This window comes from Roseivirga sp. AWQ4_251, from assembly GCF_056158225.1.
Genome location: NZ_JBSWSW010000002.1, coordinates 583,130 through 602,126, shown reverse-complemented (window position 1 = coordinate 602,126; position 18,997 = coordinate 583,130). Strand labels below are relative to the sequence as shown.

At 40.1% G+C, this 18,997-nt stretch carries 18 protein-coding genes; 13 read left to right on the top strand and 5 right to left on the bottom strand.

The window, feature by feature from the left end; all coding sequences use genetic code 11:
• Window positions 1-46: 46 nt before the first annotated feature.
• Window positions 47-1,156 carry a TolB family protein gene (locus ACXACJ_RS16745; RefSeq protein ID WP_475135559.1) on the top strand — a complete coding sequence of 370 codons (1,110 nt, stop codon included), beginning with the start codon at window positions 47-49 and terminating at the stop codon, window positions 1,154-1,156.
• Window positions 1,157-1,209: 53 nt separating this feature from the next.
• Here the strand turns inward: ACXACJ_RS16745 and ACXACJ_RS16740 are convergent, their stop codons facing one another.
• The 3 genes from ACXACJ_RS16740 to ACXACJ_RS16730 all read right to left on the bottom strand — a co-directional run bounded on the left by ACXACJ_RS16740 (window position 1,210) and on the right by ACXACJ_RS16730 (window position 3,371).
• Entirely contained in the window at window positions 1,210-1,989 is a 780-nt protein-coding gene (locus ACXACJ_RS16740; RefSeq protein ID WP_475135558.1) for a formylglycine-generating enzyme family protein, read from the bottom strand.
• 210 nt (window positions 1,990-2,199) lie between these two features.
• On the bottom strand, window positions 2,200-2,853 hold the full coding sequence (locus tag ACXACJ_RS16735; protein ID WP_475135557.1) for a hypothetical protein: 654 nt from the start codon (window positions 2,851-2,853) through the stop codon (window positions 2,200-2,202).
• A gap of 2 nt (window positions 2,854-2,855) precedes the next feature.
• Window positions 2,856-3,371: an RNA polymerase sigma factor gene (locus tag ACXACJ_RS16730; protein WP_475135556.1), complete on the bottom strand. Its 516-nt coding sequence runs from the start codon at window positions 3,369-3,371 to the stop codon at window positions 2,856-2,858.
• A 531-nt stretch (window positions 3,372-3,902) separates the two neighbouring features.
• Here ACXACJ_RS16730 and ACXACJ_RS16725 point away from each other — a divergent pair.
• The 7 genes from ACXACJ_RS16725 (at window position 3,903) to ACXACJ_RS16695 (ending at window position 10,829) form a co-directional block, all read left to right on the top strand.
• Window positions 3,903-4,580, top strand: coding sequence for a GNAT family N-acetyltransferase (locus tag ACXACJ_RS16725; protein WP_475135555.1), 678 nt, complete (start codon window positions 3,903-3,905; stop codon window positions 4,578-4,580).
• Window positions 4,570-5,772, top strand: coding sequence for an argininosuccinate synthase (locus tag ACXACJ_RS16720; RefSeq protein WP_475135554.1), 1,203 nt, complete (start codon window positions 4,570-4,572; stop codon window positions 5,770-5,772). Before ACXACJ_RS16725 ends, ACXACJ_RS16720 begins: the two co-directional genes overlap by 11 nt.
• Window positions 5,765-6,718, top strand: a complete 954-nt coding sequence (gene argC, locus ACXACJ_RS16715; RefSeq protein ID WP_475135553.1) for an N-acetyl-gamma-glutamyl-phosphate reductase — start codon at window positions 5,765-5,767, stop codon at window positions 6,716-6,718. The genes ACXACJ_RS16720 and argC overlap by 8 nt, the downstream gene beginning before the upstream one ends.
• A gap of 8 nt (window positions 6,719-6,726) precedes the next feature.
• Complete coding sequence (locus ACXACJ_RS16710) at window positions 6,727-7,854, top strand: aspartate aminotransferase family protein (protein WP_475135552.1); 1,128 nt, start codon at window positions 6,727-6,729, stop codon at window positions 7,852-7,854.
• Between the two features lie 169 nt (window positions 7,855-8,023).
• A complete protein-coding gene (locus ACXACJ_RS16705; protein WP_475136791.1) occupies window positions 8,024-8,968 on the top strand; it encodes an N-acetylornithine carbamoyltransferase in 945 nt (314 codons plus the stop codon).
• 15 nt (window positions 8,969-8,983) lie between these two features.
• Window positions 8,984-9,775 carry an acetylglutamate kinase gene (gene argB, locus ACXACJ_RS16700; RefSeq protein ID WP_475135551.1) on the top strand — a complete coding sequence of 264 codons (792 nt, stop codon included), beginning with the start codon at window positions 8,984-8,986 and terminating at the stop codon, window positions 9,773-9,775.
• A 1-nt stretch (window position 9,776) separates the two neighbouring features.
• Window positions 9,777-10,829, top strand: a complete 1,053-nt coding sequence (locus ACXACJ_RS16695) for a M20 family metallo-hydrolase (RefSeq protein ID WP_475135550.1) — start codon at window positions 9,777-9,779, stop codon at window positions 10,827-10,829.
• 15 nt (window positions 10,830-10,844) lie between these two features.
• Here the strand turns inward: ACXACJ_RS16695 and ACXACJ_RS16690 are convergent, their stop codons facing one another.
• Window positions 10,845-11,360, bottom strand: coding sequence for a SixA phosphatase family protein (locus ACXACJ_RS16690; protein ID WP_475135549.1), 516 nt, complete (start codon window positions 11,358-11,360; stop codon window positions 10,845-10,847).
• Between the two features lie 60 nt (window positions 11,361-11,420).
• Between ACXACJ_RS16690 and ACXACJ_RS16685 the strand changes: the two genes are divergently transcribed.
• The 3 genes from ACXACJ_RS16685 (at window position 11,421) to ACXACJ_RS16675 (ending at window position 13,738) form a co-directional block, all read left to right on the top strand.
• Entirely contained in the window at window positions 11,421-11,612 is a 192-nt protein-coding gene (locus ACXACJ_RS16685) for a cold-shock protein (RefSeq protein WP_475135548.1), read from the top strand.
• A gap of 147 nt (window positions 11,613-11,759) precedes the next feature.
• Window positions 11,760-12,416 (top strand): FKBP-type peptidyl-prolyl cis-trans isomerase, encoded by a 657-nt coding sequence (locus tag ACXACJ_RS16680; RefSeq protein WP_475135547.1) that lies wholly within the window; start codon window positions 11,760-11,762, stop codon window positions 12,414-12,416.
• Between the two features lie 155 nt (window positions 12,417-12,571).
• A complete protein-coding gene (locus ACXACJ_RS16675; protein ID WP_475135546.1) occupies window positions 12,572-13,738 on the top strand; it encodes an MFS transporter in 1,167 nt (388 codons plus the stop codon).
• A 177-nt stretch (window positions 13,739-13,915) separates the two neighbouring features.
• Here ACXACJ_RS16675 and ACXACJ_RS16670 read toward each other — a convergent pair whose 3' ends face one another.
• Complete coding sequence (locus tag ACXACJ_RS16670) at window positions 13,916-14,716, bottom strand: NIPSNAP family protein (protein WP_475135545.1); 801 nt, start codon at window positions 14,714-14,716, stop codon at window positions 13,916-13,918.
• 271 nt (window positions 14,717-14,987) lie between these two features.
• Between ACXACJ_RS16670 and ACXACJ_RS16665 the strand changes: the two genes are divergently transcribed.
• Both ACXACJ_RS16665 and ACXACJ_RS16660 read left to right on the top strand, forming a co-directional pair.
• Window positions 14,988-18,521, top strand: a complete 3,534-nt coding sequence (locus ACXACJ_RS16665; RefSeq protein ID WP_475135544.1) for a PAS domain-containing protein — start codon at window positions 14,988-14,990, stop codon at window positions 18,519-18,521.
• Between the two features lie 8 nt (window positions 18,522-18,529).
• Window positions 18,530-18,907 (top strand): response regulator, encoded by a 378-nt coding sequence (locus ACXACJ_RS16660; protein WP_475135543.1) that lies wholly within the window; start codon window positions 18,530-18,532, stop codon window positions 18,905-18,907.
• Window positions 18,908-18,997: the final 90 nt, after the last annotated feature.

The window sequence follows — 18,997 nt, the reverse complement described above, 5'->3', positions numbered from 1 at the left end:
AAAGATAATAATCATTATCTTCGGGCAGCTAACTAACTCCATGATAATGAAGAATAAGTATTGGATACTTTTAGGCTTTGCTTTGATTTTTAGTTGTAGTTCGAAAAAGCAGCAAGAGCAAACAGAAAATACAGAACCTAACCTCGATTCACTTCTTCTCGCGCCAGAGGAAATGAAGTTTATGAAGAACATCAAGCAGTTGACTTTCGGAGGAAATAACGCTGAAGCCTACTGGAGTTTTGACGATAAGCACCTGATTTTTCAGAGTGATTATAGCGAATGGGGTGTAAACTGTGACCAGATTTTTATCACAGATTGGCAAAATGACGATCTGAAAAATAACAAACCACTTATGGTGAGTACAGGAAAAGGCCGAACAACCTGTTCGTACTTTCTGCCTGGTAATGAGACTTTTGTTTATGGCTCAACACATTTGGGAGATGAAAACTGTCCGCCAGTTCCTGAACATAGAGCCGATGGAAAGTACGTTTGGCCCATTTATCCAAGCTTCGATATTTTCACTGCGGATAAAGATGGGAATATCCTCAATCAATTGACGGATGAGCCTGGCTACGATGCAGAAGCTACAGTTTCTCCGAAGGGAGATAAGATTGTTTTCACTTCTATGAGAACAGGAGATTTGGAGCTTTTTACCATGAACATTGATGGTTCGGAAGTAAAACAAATCACGCATGAATTGGGCTACGATGGTGGCGCATTCTTCTCTCCGGATGGTTCTAAACTTATTTTCCGTTCATCAAGACCAAAAACGGAAGAAGAAATTAAGGTTTACAAAGATCTGTTGGCCGAAGGTTTGGTAATGCCTACCGATATGGAGCTCTACATTTGTAATGCTGACGGCAGCGATCTTAGAAAACTGACGGATTTAGGACAAGCCAACTGGGCTCCGTTTTTTCATCCTTCAGGCGAAAAAATCATTTTTGCGAGCAATCATACAGCCGAAAGAGGTTTTCCTTTCAATTTGTACATGATCAACATTGATGGAACAGGTTTGACTCGAATTACCCATGACGAAACTTTCGATGCTTTCCCTGTTTTTTCCAATGATGGCAAGTATTTAGTGTTCTCCTCGAACAGAAACAATGGAGGCACAAGAGATACCAATCTATTCGTGGCAGAGTGGATTGGAGAATGATTTCTGCGTTAAAATTTTAAAGTTCAAGGTTAAGGTCAACCTTGAACTTTATCTTACTTTTCAATAACATCCATTACCAATCTGAAACCTGTATAAGCCGTTGGATTCTTGAACTCTTGTCGTGAACTGATAATGGCCCAATATGGCGTTTGCAAGTAACTGCCTCCTTTAGCCACTATAGATGGTTCATTTTCGCCAAAGCGAGAAGAGGTCATTTCACTCACATTGCCGCTTAAATTATAAAGTCCGTAAGGGTTTGGAATAAAGCGATTTACAGGAACCGTGTAGCTGGTCGGTTCAATATCTTTAATTTTTTCGTTTAACAATTCTAGGTTTACAGAACCGTCTTCATTCATTTGACTTACCACATACTTGTCGCTTACGCGAAGCACGTTGGCCAAATTTTCACCTTTTGAATTGGTTAAATATGGTCCTCCCCAAGGGAAGTCAGTAATATCACTGCCCCCTCTTGCGGCTAATTCCCACTCTGCTTCTGTAGGTAAGCGGAAAGCTACTTTATTGAATTCTCTTTTAGGTTGGGTATTGTACTTTTTTGTCAACCACTCAGCAAAAGCTAAAGCATCTTCTTGTGAAATGCCTACCACTGGATAATTGTCTAATGCTGGATTTTTATAGTAGTTGTCTAATTTAGAAGGGTCTAATTCTTTTCTTGTGCTCCAGACATTGGTCTTTGGTGCGTGTTCAGAGTTTTTCAGATCTGAGCCAGAGTAAAAATCACGATAATCATTTACACGCGTTTCAAATTTGGCCATATAGAAACCCTTAAGTTCTCCTTGCGCAGGAATATATGCCCAATGCTTCTCCGATAACATATCAGGTATTTTTGGGTATTTTGTTTTTGTAGAACTTGGAAAGAAGATTGTTGAAAACAATAAAATAAGAATGCTGATTTTTGCCATCACATTGAAGTTTATGTTTCAATATAATAAATCTATGTGAAAACAAGATTAAATAATGCGTCAAGCTAGTCTGGTAATCTAGAATAGCTTGACGTTTACTGTGAAATAGAAATTAATATGCGTTTAGGCTTCTTGTTTCAGTTCTGTCAAAATAGCTGCAGATTCATCGAGTCCGTTGTATTTCAGTTTGGCATTGAACCACTTTTGTAGCTTGTATTTAGGTTTTGAAAGCCCCGCAGAAAGGTGAGCAGCTACAAAAGCAAGAGCCAAACAAATACTTCCATTCGTAATCCAGAAATGAGTTGGTATTTGAGCAAAACCTTCTTTGCCTAATAATAAGTAAAGAAAGGCAACCACAAATGGCCCCGATAATACCATGAATCCCCAAAGTATCAGTTTGATTTCAAGAACCTTGGCTTTTTTGATTTCGTGGATTTGCTTTTGAATTTCGGCCAAAGACGAGTCGTAGTTCAGTGATTTTACGCGATAAATCAAATTAACATCAACCACTAAAGCTGAAGCTAGAAGCAGGTGAAAAGCTATGGCACCTACAGTTAACGGCCATATGCCCCACACCGAGACAGTGAAATTGCCAGTGAAGAACATCAACACGATGGCCAAAGCAATCTCCACTATAGGTTGATACGTGAGTTTATCAAAGCGTTTTTTAGCTTTTTGGATGGCAGCTTGATAGTCGCTTGCCTTTTGCGTTGCAAGGATGCGATCTAACTTTTGATCGTAATTTTTCCAAAGCTGAAGTAATTCGTTGTTTTCCATGATTAGATGTTTTGAGTTTTATGACCAGTTTTAAATTTTTGAGCTAATGATTTTTTAATTCTGCTGAGCTTGGTTGCCACATTGGTTTCCGATAGTCCCATGATTTGAGCAATGTTGGCAATGGATTCTCCTTCTAGTTGAAGAATAATCAAGGCTTTGTCTACAGGCTTAAGTTCTTGAATAAAGCCTTCGAGAATATTCAATTGCTCTTCCTTGTCGTCAATACTTCCAGAAGTCAGCTGCGATGTATCAGAATTTTCCAGGGCAACTTCTTGCTGTTTTAACTTGCCAAACTTTCTATAAAAGCTCACGGCCGTGTTCAACGCAACCCTATAAAGCCAGGTGCTCAGTTTAAATTCAGGACTATAGTTAGGGTAAGCTTTCCACAACTGGAAAATAATTTCCTGAACCAAATCCTCTCTGTCTTTAGCGTTTTGGCAGTAGTTAAAGCTGATTTTATAAATCAATCTTTCATGAGTTTTAACTACTTCTAAAAATTGTTCTTCACGCTGTTTCACTTTTTCTGGATGGTTTTACTCTATGATTCGCGCAGTGGTCAAAAAAATCACAGTGAAGATTGAAAAAAAATTAAAAGGTTTCCTTCAGCTCGAAAATGGAGAATCGAGATCAAACATTTTCATTTTAAATTAAATGTGAAGTTAACATCTAATTAAGCTAGTTTTCCTTTTCTCCTGTAACCGTAAAATTGCCGTTGGAATACCTTCAAATGCCATATTTATTAAGCATGGTATATTTTTTTGCTAGCAACGTTGTTGAATCTAAACTTTTTACTTCCTTTGTTGCTTCTAATAAGAAGTGAATACAATAACTCACATATCGTCTATCTCCTTTTCGGCTGCAGCAGTAGCTGAGGTAGTTGTGTATACACCTAAGTTTTTTAGGCGCTAGTCGCCTATATTATTTTGGATTGCCTACGTGGCGATCATTTCCCCAATTCATAATTTTTCGTAAACTTTAATAATCTAATAATCAAAGCTCTGTATGCTCAGAAACTTAATCTTGTTTCTTTAGGCTAGAGCAAATAAAAAATGGAATCAATCAAATTCATTGTTCGGGTAGCCACTGAAGAGGACGTCCGTTATACCGATGAAATTATAGAAGAAATAGCCAACTCGGCCAAAATCCGCGGCACAGGTATTGCCCGCAGAACGCCAGAGTACGTGGCCCTTAAAATGAGGGAAGGAAAGGCTGTGGTTGCCGTTACCGATAAAGGTGAATGGGCAGGTTTCTGTTACATCGAGGTATGGAGTCACGCTAAATTCGTAGCGAATTCAGGGCTTATCGTTTCTCATAAATTTCGCGGTCAAGGACTTTCTAAAAGAATTAAAGCGGCTGTTTTCAAACTGTCGCGCCAAAAATTCCCTGATGCCAAAATCTTTGGACTCACTACCGGGGCTGCCGTTTTAAAAATCAATTCAGAGTTGGGCTACAAACCTGTAGTTTATGCAGAGCTTACCCAGGACGAAGATTTCTGGAAAGGCTGCCAAAGCTGCGTGAACTATGACATCCTGATGGCGAAAAATAGGCAAAACTGTATTTGTACAGCCATGTTATATAATCCAGAATGGGAAAAGAATGTGAAGCCAAAACGCACTCAATGGGTAGAACGCGAACTGGATAAGGATTTAAAACTTTTCCAGCGTTGGGTAAAATTTAAGAAAAACGTTTTGTTGAAAAACCAGAACAAAAAGAACAATGAGCAATAAAAAGAAGGTAGTATTAGCTTACAGTGGAGGCCTCGATACTTCTTACTGTGTAAAATATTTAACTGAAGAAAAAGGATTGGAAGTTCATTCTGTATTGGTGAATACGGGTGGTTTTTCAAAAGAAGAATTGGAAGGCGTTGAAGCCAGAGCCTATAAATTGGGAGTTGCCAGCCACAAAACCATTGAAGAGACTGGCAATTATTACAATAGCGTAATTAAGTATTTGATCTTCGGAAATATTCTTAAAAACGCAACTTACCCGCTTTCTGTAAGTGCCGAAAGAGTTAGCCAAGCCATGGCTATTGCCAAATATGCCAAGGGTTTAGATGCTGATTACATCGCACACGGAAGTACTGGTGCTGGAAATGATCAGGTTCGTTTCGACATGATTTTCCAAACCTATTTACCTGAAGCCGAAATCATCACACCTATTCGCGATTTGAGACTTTCTCGAGAAGAGGAAATCGAATACTTAAAGTCGAAGGGAGTTGAAATGGACTTTTCAAAAGCAGCCTATTCAATTAACAAAGGCCTTTGGGGAACTTCAATTGGAGGCAAGGAAACTCTTACTTCAAAAGGCTACATTCCAGAAGAAGCATGGCCAACTCAGGTTACCAAAACCGAGTCTGAGGCGCTTGAACTTGGTTTTGAAAAAGGCGAGTTGAAATCAATCAACGGAAGGGAATTTGAAAATGCATTTGAAGCGATTCAGACCTTAGAAAAAATTGCAGCGCCTTTCGGGATTGGCCGAGACATTCACGTGGGAGATACCATTATTGGAATCAAAGGCCGCGTGGGTTTCGAAGCTGCCGCAGCTATTTTAACCATAAAAGGCCACCAAGCTTTAGAAAAGCATGTGTTAACCAAGTGGCAGATTTACTGGAAAGATCAAGTTTCTTCTTTCTATGGCAACTGGCTTCACGAAGGTCAATTTATGGATCCTGTGATGCGTGATTTAGAAGCCATGCTCGATAGCTCTCAGAAATTTGTGACCGGAAAAGTGTTCTTCAATCTTATGCCTTATCGTTTCCAGCTTTTAGGAATTGAATCAGAACACGATTTAATGTCTGCAAAATTTGGTCACTATGGCGAAATGAATAAAGCTTGGACAGGCGATGATGTAAAAGGATTTGCCAAGATTTTCGGGAATCAGAATGCTATTTATCATAAGGTAAACGAAGGCCATGATTAAAGCGGGCATCATTGGGGCGGCAGGATACACAGGAGGCGAACTTTTGCGTCTTCTTATCCATCATCCTGAGGTAGAAATTGAATTTGTGCATAGCCGTAGCCAAGCAGGCGAGCCTGTTTATGTTACGCATCCCGACCTTTTGGGAGAAACCGATTTAACCTTTACCGATAGCTTCGATCACAAGGTTGATGTGCTTTTTTTGTGTATGGGACATGGTGCTTCTTCAAAATTTCTTGAAGAAAATCCACAACCCAAAAGCACTAAAATCATCGACTTAAGTCAAGATTTCCGACTTGGTCATGAAGCGGTTTATGGTCTTCCTGAATTGAATAGAGAAGAAATTCAGCACACAAACTTCTTGGCTAATCCGGGCTGTTTTGCCACTGCTATTCAATTGGCGCTTTTGCCTTTGGCTTACAATGGAATGCTTCGCGAAGTTCATCTTTCAGGAATTACCGGATCAACCGGAGCTGGAGTTCAGCCTTCACCAAGCACGCATTTCAGCTGGCGCGATAGCAACGTTTCTACCTATAAAGTTTTTACCCATCAGCATTTGGACGAAATTGGTAAAAGTTTGCAGCAATTGCAGCCTTGGTTTGATAAGCCGCTGAATTTTATTCCATACCGCGGAAATTTCACAAGAGGTATTTTAGTCACAGCTTATCAGCATTGTGAGTGGCCTTTGGAAGAAGCCATTCAGGTTTACAAAGAATATTATGAAGACCACCCATTTACATGGGTAAGCGATTCGCCAATTGATGTTAAGCAAGTGGTGAATACGAATAAATGTGTGCTGTTTTTAGAAAAGCACGGCAGTTATTTAGTGGTGCATTCGGCCATCGATAACCTTCTGAAAGGAGCGAGCGGTCAGGCAGTTCAAAACATGAATCTCATGTTTGGTTGGAATGAAAAAACAGGCCTTAGCCTTAAAGCAAGCGCTTTTTAAACCCAGTTATGAAATTATTTGACGTATATCCGCTATACCCTATTGAACCTGTAAAAGCATTGGGTTCGAAAATTTGGGATAAAGACGGTAAAGAATATTTAGATCTATATGGAGGGCATGCGGTCATTTCCATAGGTCACACTCATCCTCACTATGTGAAGAAAATCAGTGAGCAATTATCCAACATTGGATTTTATAGCAACGCGGTGCTTAATTCTCTACAAGTAGAATTAGCTGAAAAAATGGGGTTGATGTCGGGTTACTACGATTATCAATTCTTCATGTGTAATTCGGGTGCCGAAGCCAATGAAAATGCATTGAAGCTGGCTTCTTTTCATACAGGAAAGAGAAAAATTATAGCAGTTGAAAAGGCTTTCCATGGCCGTACTTCAGGTGCAGTGGCAGCTACCGATAACCCTAAAATTTTAGCTCCTTTTAATGAAGGCCACGAAGTGGTTTTTGTTCCTCTGAATGACTTAGCCAGCTTAGAACAAGCATTTGATGATGAAGTGGCAGGCTTCATTATCGAAGGAATTCAAGGGGTAGCCGGGCTTTACACGCCTACCGATGCCTTTTTGGCCAAAGCTCGCGAGCTTTGCGATAAGCATGAAGCTGTGCTGATTTTGGATGAAGTTCAGTCAGGCGCTGGCCGAACCGGTAAGTTTTTCGCTCATCAGCATTCTGTCGTAAAGCCTGATATCATCACCTTGGCGAAAGGTATGGGGAATGGTTTTCCAGTGGGCTGCGTGTTGATTGCACCAGAAATTGAACCTTGGCATGGCATGCTGGGAACTACATTTGGCGGAAATCATTTGGCTTGTGCAGCTTCTTTGGCTGTTTTAGATGTTCTGGAAGAAGAAAACCTGATTCACAATGCTGCTGATTTGGGCACTTACCTTGAAAAGGAACTTTCAGGGATTAAAGGAGTGAAACAAGTGAGAGGCAAAGGGCTAATGATTGGAGCCGAGTTCGATTTTGAAGTGGCTAGCCTTCGCAAAGCCCTGATTTTCGAGCATAATATTTTCACAGGCTCTGCCGGAAATAAAAACACAATTCGTCTTCTGCCTCCATTGAATATTACCAAAGCAGAACTCGATCAATTTTTAGAAGCATTAACAAAAGAATTAAATAAATAACCTGAAGCAGCCCGAATTGAAACGGCAAGGCTGTTTGTGAAGATTCAAAGTCAGTCATTCCGAACTCGTTTCGGAATCTCTCAAAATGGTAATTCCCACAAAGAGATTCTAAAGTAAATTCAGGATGAAGGGAGAAACTCCACAAACAGCTGATTTAGGTAGTAAAACAATGAAGCATTTTACCTCAGTACACGATGTGGCCAATCCTTACCAATTGGTAGAAAAGGCACTTCAATTCAAAGCAAATCCTTATCAACCAAATTTGGCAAGGGGAAAAAAAGTAGGTTTTATTTTTTTGAATCCAAGTTTGAGAACCAGGCTCAGCTCACAAGTTGCCGCACAAAATCTGGGTGCAGAAGCCATAGTGTTAGATATTGGCAAAGATGGTTGGGCCCTTGAATTTCAAGATGGAGTTGTGATGAATGGAGACAAAGCCGAGCATATTCGTGAGGCGGCCGGTGTCATGGGGCGTTACTTCGATGTATTGGGCGTAAGGACTTTCCCCGAATTGAAAAACCGTGATTTGGATTATTCGGAAGCACTTCTCAATGCATTTTTGAAATATGCGGGAGTGCCAATTGTGAGTTTAGAAAGTGCTACAAGGCATCCACTTCAAAGCTTGGCCGATTTAATCACCATAAAGGAACAGTGGAAAGAAAACCGAAACCCGAAAGTGGTGCTTACTTGGGCACCTCATGTAAAGGCTTTGCCACAAGCCGTGCCTAATTCATTTGCAGAATGGATGCGTGTTGCGGATGTGGATTTCAGTATTACACATCCTGAGGGTTATGATTTGGCACCTGAGTTTACTGAAGGCGTTGATGTATTCAACAATCAAAACGAGGCTTTAGAAGGGGCGGACTTTGTTTATGTAAAGAACTGGTCTTCATACAAAGAATATGGGAAAATCCTTTCTCAAGATGAAAGCTGGACTTTTGGTGCTTCACAATTAAAGCAAACCAATAATGCCAAAATTATGCATTGCCTTCCTGTAAGAAGAGGTTTGGTAATTCACGATGAAATTTTGGATGGACCAAATGCTATCCATTTGGATCAAGCTGAAAACCGCGTTTTCTCTGCACAAGCGGTTATTCATGAGTTGTTGTTTAGCTAAAAGGTTTTATTGAAGATGAAATCAGAGCAACTTACCATAGTAAAAATAGGAGGCAAAGTAATTGACGATGAAGCTTCGTTAGGTACTTTCCTGAAGTCATTTGCTGCTTTGGCAGGAGCAAAGATTCTCATTCATGGAGGAGGAAAAATTGCTTCCGACTTTGGTAAGAAGTTAGGTATAGAACCTAAAATGGTTGATGGCCGAAGGATTACCGATAAGGATACCATTGAGCTGGTAACCATGGTTTATGGAGGTTTGATTAACAAACGCATTGTCAGTAAGCTGCAGGCAATACAAGTGAATGCCATTGGGTTAACCGGTGCCGATGGCAATGTAATTCCAGCTCAGAAAAGGCCAGTGAAGGCTGTCGATTTTGGTTTTGTGGGAGATGTAACGCCTGCACAGATCAACGGGAAATTACTGAACCAACTGATTTCATCGGGTTTGACGCCTATTTTGGCTCCCCTTACTCACGATAGCCAAGGGCATATGCTAAACACAAATGCCGATACCATTGCCGCTTCGGTAGCAGCAGCTTTGGCTACTGATTTTGATGTCAATCTGGTTTATTGTTTCGAACAGCCAGGCGTGCTTTCTGATTTCGAAAACAAAGTAGTTATCGATGAAGTTGCACAAGCCGAAGTGGAGGCTTTAAAAACTTCAGGAGTTATTAATGAAGGCATGTTGCCCAAAATAGATTGTGCTTTATTGGCGCTAGAAAACGGTGCTAAATATGTGAGAATCGGATCTTTTGAGTTGTTAGAAAAACTTGCTTCCGGCTCTTCAGGAACCTTGATAAAACTTTAATATGAATTTGTATGAAGAGGCCGTTGGGCTGTTGAAAGAACTTATTGCTACACCTTCTTTAAGTAGAGAAGAAGATCAAACGGCTACTTTATTGGCTAATTTTCTATCCAAAAACGGAGTTGAAGTAGAAAGACAAGGCAATAATGTTTGGGCTAGAAATAAGCATTTCAACTTTGACAAACCAACCATTCTTCTCAATTCACATCACGACACGGTTAAGCCAAATGTGGGCTACACCAAAGATCCATTTTCTTCCATAATAGAAGAAGGTAAACTATTTGGGTTGGGCAGCAATGACGCTGGTGCTAGTTTGGTTTCTCTTCTCGTTACTTTTCTTCACTTCTTTCCACAAGAAAATCTTAAATACAATTTGTTGTTTCTGGCTTCAGCCGAAGAAGAAATTTCAGGGAAAGGCGGAGTAGAATCCGTTTTGCCGAGTTTAGGCGAGATAGATTTTGCCATTGTTGGAGAACCCACGCTTATGGAAATGGCTGTAGCCGAAAAAGGGCTGATGGTTTTGGACTGTTTAGCCAAAGGCAAAGCAGGACATGCCGCTCGAAATGAAGGCGAAAATGCTTTATATAAAGCTATTGACGATATCAATTGGTTTAGAACGTATCAGTTTGCTAAAGTTTCTGAGAGTTTGGGGCCTGTGAAAATGTCGGTTACGGTAATTGAAGCCGGTAAGCAGCACAATGTGGTGCCCGATGAATGCAAGTTCGTAGTTGACGTTCGTAGTACCGATGCCTATTCAAATCAGGAGATTTTGGAAATCATTCAGTCTAGGGTACAATCAGAGGTTACTGCTCGCTCTACCCAACTCAATCCTTCATCCATTCCAACCGATCACCCCATAGTGTTGGCAGGCCTTGATTTAGGGAGAAAAACCTACGGCTCACCAACGCTTTCTGATCAGGCTTTAATGCCTTTCCCTACTCTGAAAATGGGTGTTGGAGACTCTGCTCGTTCGCATACTGCCGATGAGTTTGTGTTTCAACATGAGATTGAAGAAGGCATCAATTTGTATATCGAACTATTGAAGAGAATTCTTTAGCAGTTAATTGCAAACTCAGAACTTTCTCGACTTCGGATAATCGTAAATCACCTTGATTCCCTTTTTTTGGCCTATGTCCGACCATTGATAGGCTTCGAATCTTAGCGCGCATACCGCACAAGTAGGAAGATTGTCCAAATTGAAAACGCTGATTTCATTAATCAAATACGTCAATCCTGGGTTGTGGCCAAACAGCATCACACTGTTGTGTTTATTGTCCAACGATTGAAGTTTGAAGATTAATTCAGAAACCGAAGCATGGTATAAATTGGAATCTTCTTCAATTTCTTTTGAAAAACCAATGGCCTTAGCAATTCCCTTGGCGGTTGCAATGGCTCTTTTCGCTGGTGAGGAAATAATATAATCTGGTAAAACCTTAAGTGCCTTTAACCTAGCGCCCATTTCAGGAACATCTCTTTTGCCTCTTTTATTCAGTGGACGATCGAAGTCTGGAAGGTGAGGGTAGTCCCAGCTAGATTTCGCATGCCTTACGATATACACTATTTTAAACCCTAAATCGTTGGAAGTCATAAACTAATACCTACATTTGCTTTTATTACTAATATAATTTATTACTTATTACTTATTACAATGAACACAGGAGTAGTGAAATTCTTCAACAATGACAAAGGCTTCGGCTTTATTGTCGATGATCAGTCAGGAGAAGAAATCTTTGTCCACGTTTCTGGTACTATTGATGCCATTGACAAAAATGACAAAGTTGAATTCGAGAAAGCAGAAGGCCGTAAAGGTTTGAACGCTGTCAACGTCAAGAAAATATAGTTAAAAAAATTATAGATTTTTGATTATCGAGCCCCGAAGCAATTCGGGGCTTTTTCTTTGTTTGCCCTTTCTGGAAATCGACTGTCAATCGGGCCAGAAAATTTATACCTTTTGCCCTTCTTTAAAATCGAAAAGCAATTAAACGCTATGAGAATCTTTCTTTTCACCACATTGATCGCCTTTCTTACGCTCTCTAGTTCCTTTGAATTACAAGCTCAGAGAACTGTTGAGCGCTATGAAAATGGAAACAAAAAGTATCAGGGAAGAACCACGGATGGCGTGAAACTAGGTAAGCATACTTTTTGGTACGAAAACGGAGAAAAGAAAAGAGAAGAGCGTTATAACGAAAGAGGAATTCTCATCCTGATTCGCGAATGGGACGAGCAAGGGAATCTTACCAAAGAAGAAAATCCAGAAGAAGGTTTTGAAAGAATAAGGGCCAAGCAGTTTGAAGATTTTGATTGGCACGATACCAGGTCTAACATTGAGTTTTTTAAGGTGAAGGGTGATAATGGTATTTCAAATCCAATCGAAGGACGAAGCCATATGGTGATTCACTACGCTACTTTTCTAACCGATGGAAAAGAGGTGGATAATTCTTTTCGGGCGAGGCAGCCAATCAATGTTGATTTGAAAAAGTTCGATTTAATCGATGGCTTAATCAAGGGGCTTCAATATTTTGAAGAGGGAGACAATGGGTATATCCGAGTGCCAGCAAAGTTGGCTTATGATGAAGAAGGAACCACTGGCGTTCCACCAGATGCAACTTTAGTTTTTCAGGTGCTTATCATCAAAGTAAGTTAGCGGCTTACTGCAATCGATGTTTCTTGAAATATCCGAGCGACTCCATTTTTCTATAGATTTTTGCTGTTCTTTCGGAACTTTAAATCGAAGGTGAGCCTTTATCAACTTTCGAATTGAACCTGATACGATTTAGGTTCATCAGCGCTATCTCAACTATGAAAAAATCACTTATCGCCTTGGCCATTGGCGGCTTTGGTATTGGCATGACCGAATTTGTCATCATGGGTATTTTACCCGATGTAGCGGCCGCTCTGGATATAACCATTCCTCAAGCTGGTCATTTTATTTCTGCTTATGCTTTAGGTGTGGTGGTTGGCGCTCCACTTCTTACAGGAATTGGCGGTAAATGGGCTTCTCACAGGGTTTTGTTGTTGCTTATGCTCTGGTTTACCATTTTCAACACCCTTTCCGCTTTTGCAAATGATTATTGGACTTTACTGATCGCCAGATTTATGTCTGGGCTACCTCATGGTGCATTCTTTGGAATTGGAGCAGTTGTAGCCGGTAAGTTGGCTAAAAAGGGAAAAGAAGCTCAAGCTCTTGCGGTGATGTTCACGGGCTTAACGCTAGCCAATATGATTGGAGTGCCTCTAGGAACTTATTTTGGCCATCATTTCAGTTGGAATATCGCCTTTATGATTGTGGGGGTGATTGGTGTTTTGGCCATGCTGGCGATATACTTTTGGATGCCAGTTTTGCCTCGCGCTTCAAAAAATGGCATTGTTAAAGACTTAAAATTGTTGAGACGCATTGAGCCTTGGTTAGTGATTCTTTTGACCACGATCGGTACGGGCGGTTTCTTTGCGTGGTACAGTTATATCGCTCCACTCATTACAGAAGTGGCTGGTTTCAAAGAAAATCACGTGGGTTATATTATGGTATTGGCAGGCGTTGGTATGTCAATCGGTAATATTGTGGGGGCGAAAATGGCGGATCGATTTAGCCCTATCAATGCCGTAATAGCTTTTTTATGCCTTATGGTAGTGGCGTTGGTAGTAAATACTTTTGTGGCAGAATCCAAGGCGGCTATTTTGATTATGACTTTCTTAATTGGAGGCTTGGCTTTCTGTTTAGCGGCCCCTATTCAAATGGCGATGATCAATTCGGCCAAAGGCTCAGAAATGTTGGGTTCTTCTTTAAATCAGAGTGCTTTTAATATGGGGAATGCTTCAGGAGCATATCTGGCAGGGCTTCCAATTGCGATGGGATATGGGTTTACTTCAGCCGATTTGGTGGGAGCAGCCATGGCATTCGTGGGTATTTTTATTGCTTTGGCAATCGTAATGGTTAGGCGGAAAAGAATTATTACCGCAAAAGCTTAGTCTTCAAATTAAGGTGAAGGCCACAAGGAAAACAGAACCAAAGTATCAATAACTTCTGTCACTGAGTACGCGAAGAGGCTAACTCTGAACTAGTTCTTTCGCGGAACTTAAAATAGAACGTTTTGGCAGCTCCTGCTTTAGTTGCAGACACTTCGGATTTAGAAGGATAATCCAATTCTAAAAATCAGAATATTCAGTTGGGCGCAACAAGAATATGTCGATATGTGATACATTGTTGGCGTATTGCTGGTCAGCAATAAGTTCTTTCCATTGAGGATCGTTGCCGAACGCCTGCCAGTGAGCATCTTGAGCAGCCTTATCATCATGGGTAGTCATATACATCAAGTTAGGCATATGGCTGCCAGAAATAACTTGCCCGTAGAAAACCGCATTGAAGCCCAACTTTTTGAAAATGCCAACTTCATCTCCATCATTGAACATATCTACCTTGTTTTGATGAAGTTTTTCTGAAGCACTCTCATAACTTCTCAATTCGTAAATTCTATCTTTTCTGGGTGATGATAAGTTGGGTGTTTCATGTTTTGGATGTTTACTGAAGGCACTCAATATTATGCTTTCCTGTCGGTCAAAAGCAGGCTGATCAAAGCTGGTATTGATATAAGCTGAACCTGCTTTTTGATATTCAGAATCCTTAGCCAACTTTTCATTTAAAACGTAGAGGTCTTCAAGGTTCTCAAAAGGGGTGAAGACATAAATGTCGTTTTGATAAGTTGAATCGGTGCCTTCTTCTTCAATAGTTTTAAACACACCTACATCCGAAACTCCAGCTTTGTGAACGGCTGGCAAATAGGCCTTTTCTAAGTAAGTATCTAGTTTGGCTTCTTGTTCTGTAGAGCTTACATGATAAATCTTGATCTGATAAAATTCCGATTCGCTTTTCGGTTTTTGTGGAGAACATGAAAAGGCGAAAAGGGCAATAAAAATACTTAGCGATAGAAGGGAACTGAGCTTTTGCATTGAAAACGTTTAAGGTGCTTTCAAGATAGCTTCATTTTTTCAATAAAATCAAAATGAATGCTCATGAAGGGCTAGGTGTGATATAGAACGGGTATTGGTGATTATTCTGAAATATTGCGTGAACACCAATAATTGTATTGTAGAAAGCCGAATTTTGTAAGTAGGTGTTTTGCCTAATCTTTGCGTAAGGGTTTACGAACTGAACTTTTTTTGGTATAATTGACTAAGGTTTTTAGGAGCCTTGCAACTAAAACAGAGGGCGTTATGTATCATGAGGGGGGAGGTAGTTGAATCCACGGGTGAAGACAAATGTATGTTTGGTCTATCTCCCATGCCAATGTGGATTTTGGATCAAACAGAACATACATTTCTTAAGGTCAATGCAGCGGCCATAGAATTCTTGGGGTATTCTGAAGTAGAATATCTGAATATGAATTTATTTGATATATGCTATAGTAATCCGGCTTGCACTTGCGATGAAAAAGATGAACCGAATAAAATGGAGAAATCTGTTTTAGGAGATGATACGCTTGTTCGTTTTAGAAAGAAGAGTGGAGAAATTGCATACGTCAAAACCAAAAGCTCCACTATAGAATGGAATGGCGTTTTTGCCGAGCTTGTCGCGCTTATTGATCTTTCCGAAGAATATTTATGGAAAACACACATTCAGCATGAACAGAGGCTGTTGAACGCTATTGCACGTGTCAACGATATTTTTCTTAAAGCATATGATTGGACGGAAGGCTTGAAAAAAGCTTTTGATGTCATTGGGCATGCAGTTGATGTTGATAGGGTTTACTATTTCGAAAATCATGATCAGGCAGGAGATGGCTATTTTACTTCTTCCCAAATTTTAGAATGGACTAGTCATTTTGCTGAACCGCAAATTGAAGACCCTATGTTTCAGGACTTTCCTCATGAAGTGGTTCCTGAACTGATGGAAGTTTTGGGTCAAAACCAGATTTATGAAACTTTGGTAGCTCCGTTGCCAGAAAGTATTCTCAAATCGGCCCTAGAAGAACAGAATATTCTCAGCATCATTATCGCTCCGATTTTCATCGACAATAAATTTTACGGTTTTATTGGCTTTGATGAATGCAGAACCGAACGCGAATGGTCTGAGAATGAACGTCAGTTTTTGGCTACCATTACGGCCAACTTGGCTCATATAATTTATAAGGAACAAGCTGAAAAAATGCTCAACCTGAGTGAGCGGAAGTTTAAATCTTTGGTTCAGGAAGGAAGCGATTTAACGGCCATAACCGACATCACAGGTAAATATCTCTATATGAGTCCGCCTGCGGCTAAGGCTTTAGGTATGGATAGCAGCCAATTTGTAGGCAAGTTTGCTTATGATTTTATTCATCCTGAAGATGCTTCCAGAGTAAAAGAAGCTTCTTTAAAAGTTCTTCAACAGAAGAAGGTAAAACTTTCACCTTTTAGGTTTAGAAATAGTAAAGGTGAATGGCGTTGGCTCGAATCTGTTTTGACCAATTTACTCGATGACTCAGCTGTTCAAGGCGTAGTAATCAATTCGAGGGATATAACGCAAGAAATTAGCCAAAATGAGCAGCTACAATTAGCGAATGAGCGATATAAATTGGCAGCCATCGCTTCATACGACTTCGTTTATGACTGGAATTTGATTTCGGGCGAAGTTTCTCGTTTTGGTCAATCTTTGGAATTATTCTGTGGCTGTAAGGAATTACAGGGGTCAGCTCAAAGTGATTTTTGGTACAACAATGTTCATCCTGAAGATAGAGATATTGTTTACAAAGCCTTAGAAGATGTTTTGAAAGATCCTTCTCAAGCCACAAGTTTTCAAGAATATAGGTTTAGGGACATTCACGGGAAGTACAGAACCATTCTGGATTCTGGCCATATCATGCGCGATGAGCGTGGAAAACCAATACACTTGGTTGGTACGGTTAGAGATATTACTTCATCTATTCAAAAGCAACAGGAAGAAAAATTGAAGCTTTCACTTTCTCAGGCCATTGGCCAGCCAGGAGCTCTAAAAGGTTGTTTGCAAAATGCATTGAATGAACTTTTGGTTTTCTCTGGACTTGAAGCGGCAGAAGTTTGGCTCAAATCTGTAGATGGAAATCAGCTCGATTTGGTAGTAAGCGATTCTTCTTCCGAATATCTTGATTATTACGATGGCAGTGAATTGGTTACTTCTTCCGATTTCGGTACTGGATTTACAGGCCACTTATGGGAGAATAAAGAGCCTGAAATTTTATATGATCTAAAAGAAATTAGTCCGCTTACTTGGGCGCAACGCTTGGTCGATTACGGACTGAATTCTTCCATGGGCATTCCGATAATTTATAACGAAGAATTTTTAGGCTGTTTTGTGTTACATTCTAAATCAGCAGGCACAGCACTACAGTCTTTAATGGAAGTTCTGAAAGACATTGGTATAGAAATAGGAGCGGTTTTAAAGCAGAAAATCACAGAAGACGAACTCAATAATTTCTTCCAGGTTTCACCTGATTTACTTTGTATTGTTGGTTTTGATGGCCTTTTCAAAAAAGTAAACAAGGCCTTCTTCCAGCTTACAGGCTTTAAAGAAGAAGAACTTCTTGGTCAGCCTGCTTTTAAATTCTTGCATGGTAATGACAGACGCAAGCTGCTTGGGCAGTTCGATTTACTACGCCTGAATCAAAAGGATTTGTCTCTTCAAGTTCGATTTGTAACCAAAGAGCAAACCGATCGATGGTTCTTCTTAACGGGAAGTGCTCAGAAGGATCAGAAGTTGGTGTTTATTGTGGGGAAGGATATTTCCGAACAAAAGGCTGCTGAAGTTGAATTAACCTTGGCTTACAACAGATTGAAGAGAGCTCAATCGGTAGCTAAACTTGGTTATTGGCGAAGAAAGCTGGATGCCGATTTAGCAGAATGGACAGAAGAGCTGTATAAAATTTACGGCTATACTCCAGAGAATTTCATCCCAACCGTTGAAAACATTGCAAAAACCTTTCATCCTGATGATAGACACATGTTTTCTTCCAGTGCTAATAACGATTTAGTAGAGAAAGGAGAGTTGAGTGTTGATCACAGAATTATAACAGCTACCGGTGAAGTGCGTTGGGTCAACTTGCATATTAGCTTGGTTTTGGACGATGCTGGAGTTCCTTCTTACGTGGAAGGCACGGTGAGAGACATTACCGAGCAAAAAGAATATGAAGAAGAACTTACCTTAAGTAGGGAACGTTTTGAGCTGGCCATGCGCGCTACAAATGAAATTATTTGGGACTGTGATCATAAAAACGGCAAAGTGCTGAGAGGCAAAGCTCATGAAGAGGTTTTGGAATATGACAAAATCGAATGCTTCAATAAGAAAAACTCTTGGTTTGCCAGCATTCACCCAGAAGATAGAGATTCAGTTTGGGAAACTTTGATGGAAGCGCTGGAAGATCCTACGGTTTTTCAATGGAATAATGAATATAGAATTAATACTTCTTGCGGAGAAACTGCTTTTTTCGAAGATAGGTGCTATATTATACGAAACGAAAACGGAGAGGCAATTCGTTCGGTTGGAGCGGCTTTGAATGTGACGGATTCAAGAAGACAATTGGAGAAAATCACGAAACAAAACGAATATTTAACTGACATTGCCTGGATGCAGTCCCATCTGGTTCGGGCTCCATTGGCCAGAATTATGGGCTTGGTTGGTATTTTGTATAATAATAAAGAAATTAGCGCACCAGTAGGGGAGATTATAGAAATGATTCAGTCATCGGCCAATGAATTAGATAAAGTAATTCACGATGTTTCTGACATTACTGCCTCATTAAATTAAGTTTATTGATGAGAAGAAAGGTGATATTGGTTGATGATGACTCAACCATGAACTACATAAACTCAATTGTATTAAATCAGGTTTTCGGGGTAAAGCCTGAACAGACTTTCCAGAATGGTAAGTTGGCCTTGGAGTTTCTTGAGAAGCACCAAGAAGATGAGTTTTTGCTCTTTCTTGATATCAATATGCCCGTAATGAATGGCTGGCAATTTTTAGACGCCATCGGAGATAGAGATGAGTTTGATAATGTTCGAATCGTAATCCTTACCTCTTCTATCGACAATCGAGATCGTGTAAAAGCCGGTACTTACAAGAAAGTCTCCAAGTTTCTTTCTAAGCCACTTGATTTCGAGCAGAACGATGAGTTTTTAGCACTTTTTCAGTAACTATAATTTCTTCTCTTTTCTATAACCTCTGCCAAATAAAAAAACATCCCTTATAATACTCAATTACAAAGGATGCTTCTTGATTTATTT

What these genes read in the sequence shown, in the direction of transcription:
- ACXACJ_RS16745 (WP_475135559.1), top strand. Translation starts at nt 47, where the DNA reads ATGAAGAATAAGTATTGGATACTTTTAGGCTTTGCTTTGATTTTTAGT.
- ACXACJ_RS16740 (WP_475135558.1), bottom strand. Translation starts at nt 1,989, where the DNA reads ATGTTATCGGAGAAGCATTGGGCATATATTCCTGCGCAAGGAGAACTT.
- ACXACJ_RS16735 (WP_475135557.1), bottom strand. Translation starts at nt 2,853, where the DNA reads ATGGAAAACAACGAATTACTTCAGCTTTGGAAAAATTACGATCAAAAG.
- ACXACJ_RS16725 (WP_475135555.1), top strand. Translation starts at nt 3,903, where the DNA reads ATGGAATCAATCAAATTCATTGTTCGGGTAGCCACTGAAGAGGACGTC.
- ACXACJ_RS16720 (WP_475135554.1), top strand. Translation starts at nt 4,570, where the DNA reads ATGAGCAATAAAAAGAAGGTAGTATTAGCTTACAGTGGAGGCCTCGAT.
- argC (WP_475135553.1), top strand. Translation starts at nt 5,765, where the DNA reads ATGATTAAAGCGGGCATCATTGGGGCGGCAGGATACACAGGAGGCGAA.
- ACXACJ_RS16710 (WP_475135552.1), top strand. Translation starts at nt 6,727, where the DNA reads ATGAAATTATTTGACGTATATCCGCTATACCCTATTGAACCTGTAAAA.
- ACXACJ_RS16705 (WP_475136791.1), top strand. Translation starts at nt 8,024, where the DNA reads ATGAAGCATTTTACCTCAGTACACGATGTGGCCAATCCTTACCAATTG.
- argB (WP_475135551.1), top strand. Translation starts at nt 8,984, where the DNA reads ATGAAATCAGAGCAACTTACCATAGTAAAAATAGGAGGCAAAGTAATT.
- ACXACJ_RS16695 (WP_475135550.1), top strand. Translation starts at nt 9,777, where the DNA reads ATGAATTTGTATGAAGAGGCCGTTGGGCTGTTGAAAGAACTTATTGCT.
- ACXACJ_RS16690 (WP_475135549.1), bottom strand. Translation starts at nt 11,360, where the DNA reads ATGACTTCCAACGATTTAGGGTTTAAAATAGTGTATATCGTAAGGCAT.
- ACXACJ_RS16685 (WP_475135548.1), top strand. Translation starts at nt 11,421, where the DNA reads ATGAACACAGGAGTAGTGAAATTCTTCAACAATGACAAAGGCTTCGGC.
- ACXACJ_RS16680 (WP_475135547.1), top strand. Translation starts at nt 11,760, where the DNA reads ATGAGAATCTTTCTTTTCACCACATTGATCGCCTTTCTTACGCTCTCT.
- ACXACJ_RS16675 (WP_475135546.1), top strand. Translation starts at nt 12,572, where the DNA reads ATGAAAAAATCACTTATCGCCTTGGCCATTGGCGGCTTTGGTATTGGC.
- ACXACJ_RS16670 (WP_475135545.1), bottom strand. Translation starts at nt 14,716, where the DNA reads ATGCAAAAGCTCAGTTCCCTTCTATCGCTAAGTATTTTTATTGCCCTT.
- ACXACJ_RS16665 (WP_475135544.1), top strand. Translation starts at nt 14,988, where the DNA reads ATGAGGGGGGAGGTAGTTGAATCCACGGGTGAAGACAAATGTATGTTT.
- ACXACJ_RS16660 (WP_475135543.1), top strand. Translation starts at nt 18,530, where the DNA reads ATGAGAAGAAAGGTGATATTGGTTGATGATGACTCAACCATGAACTAC.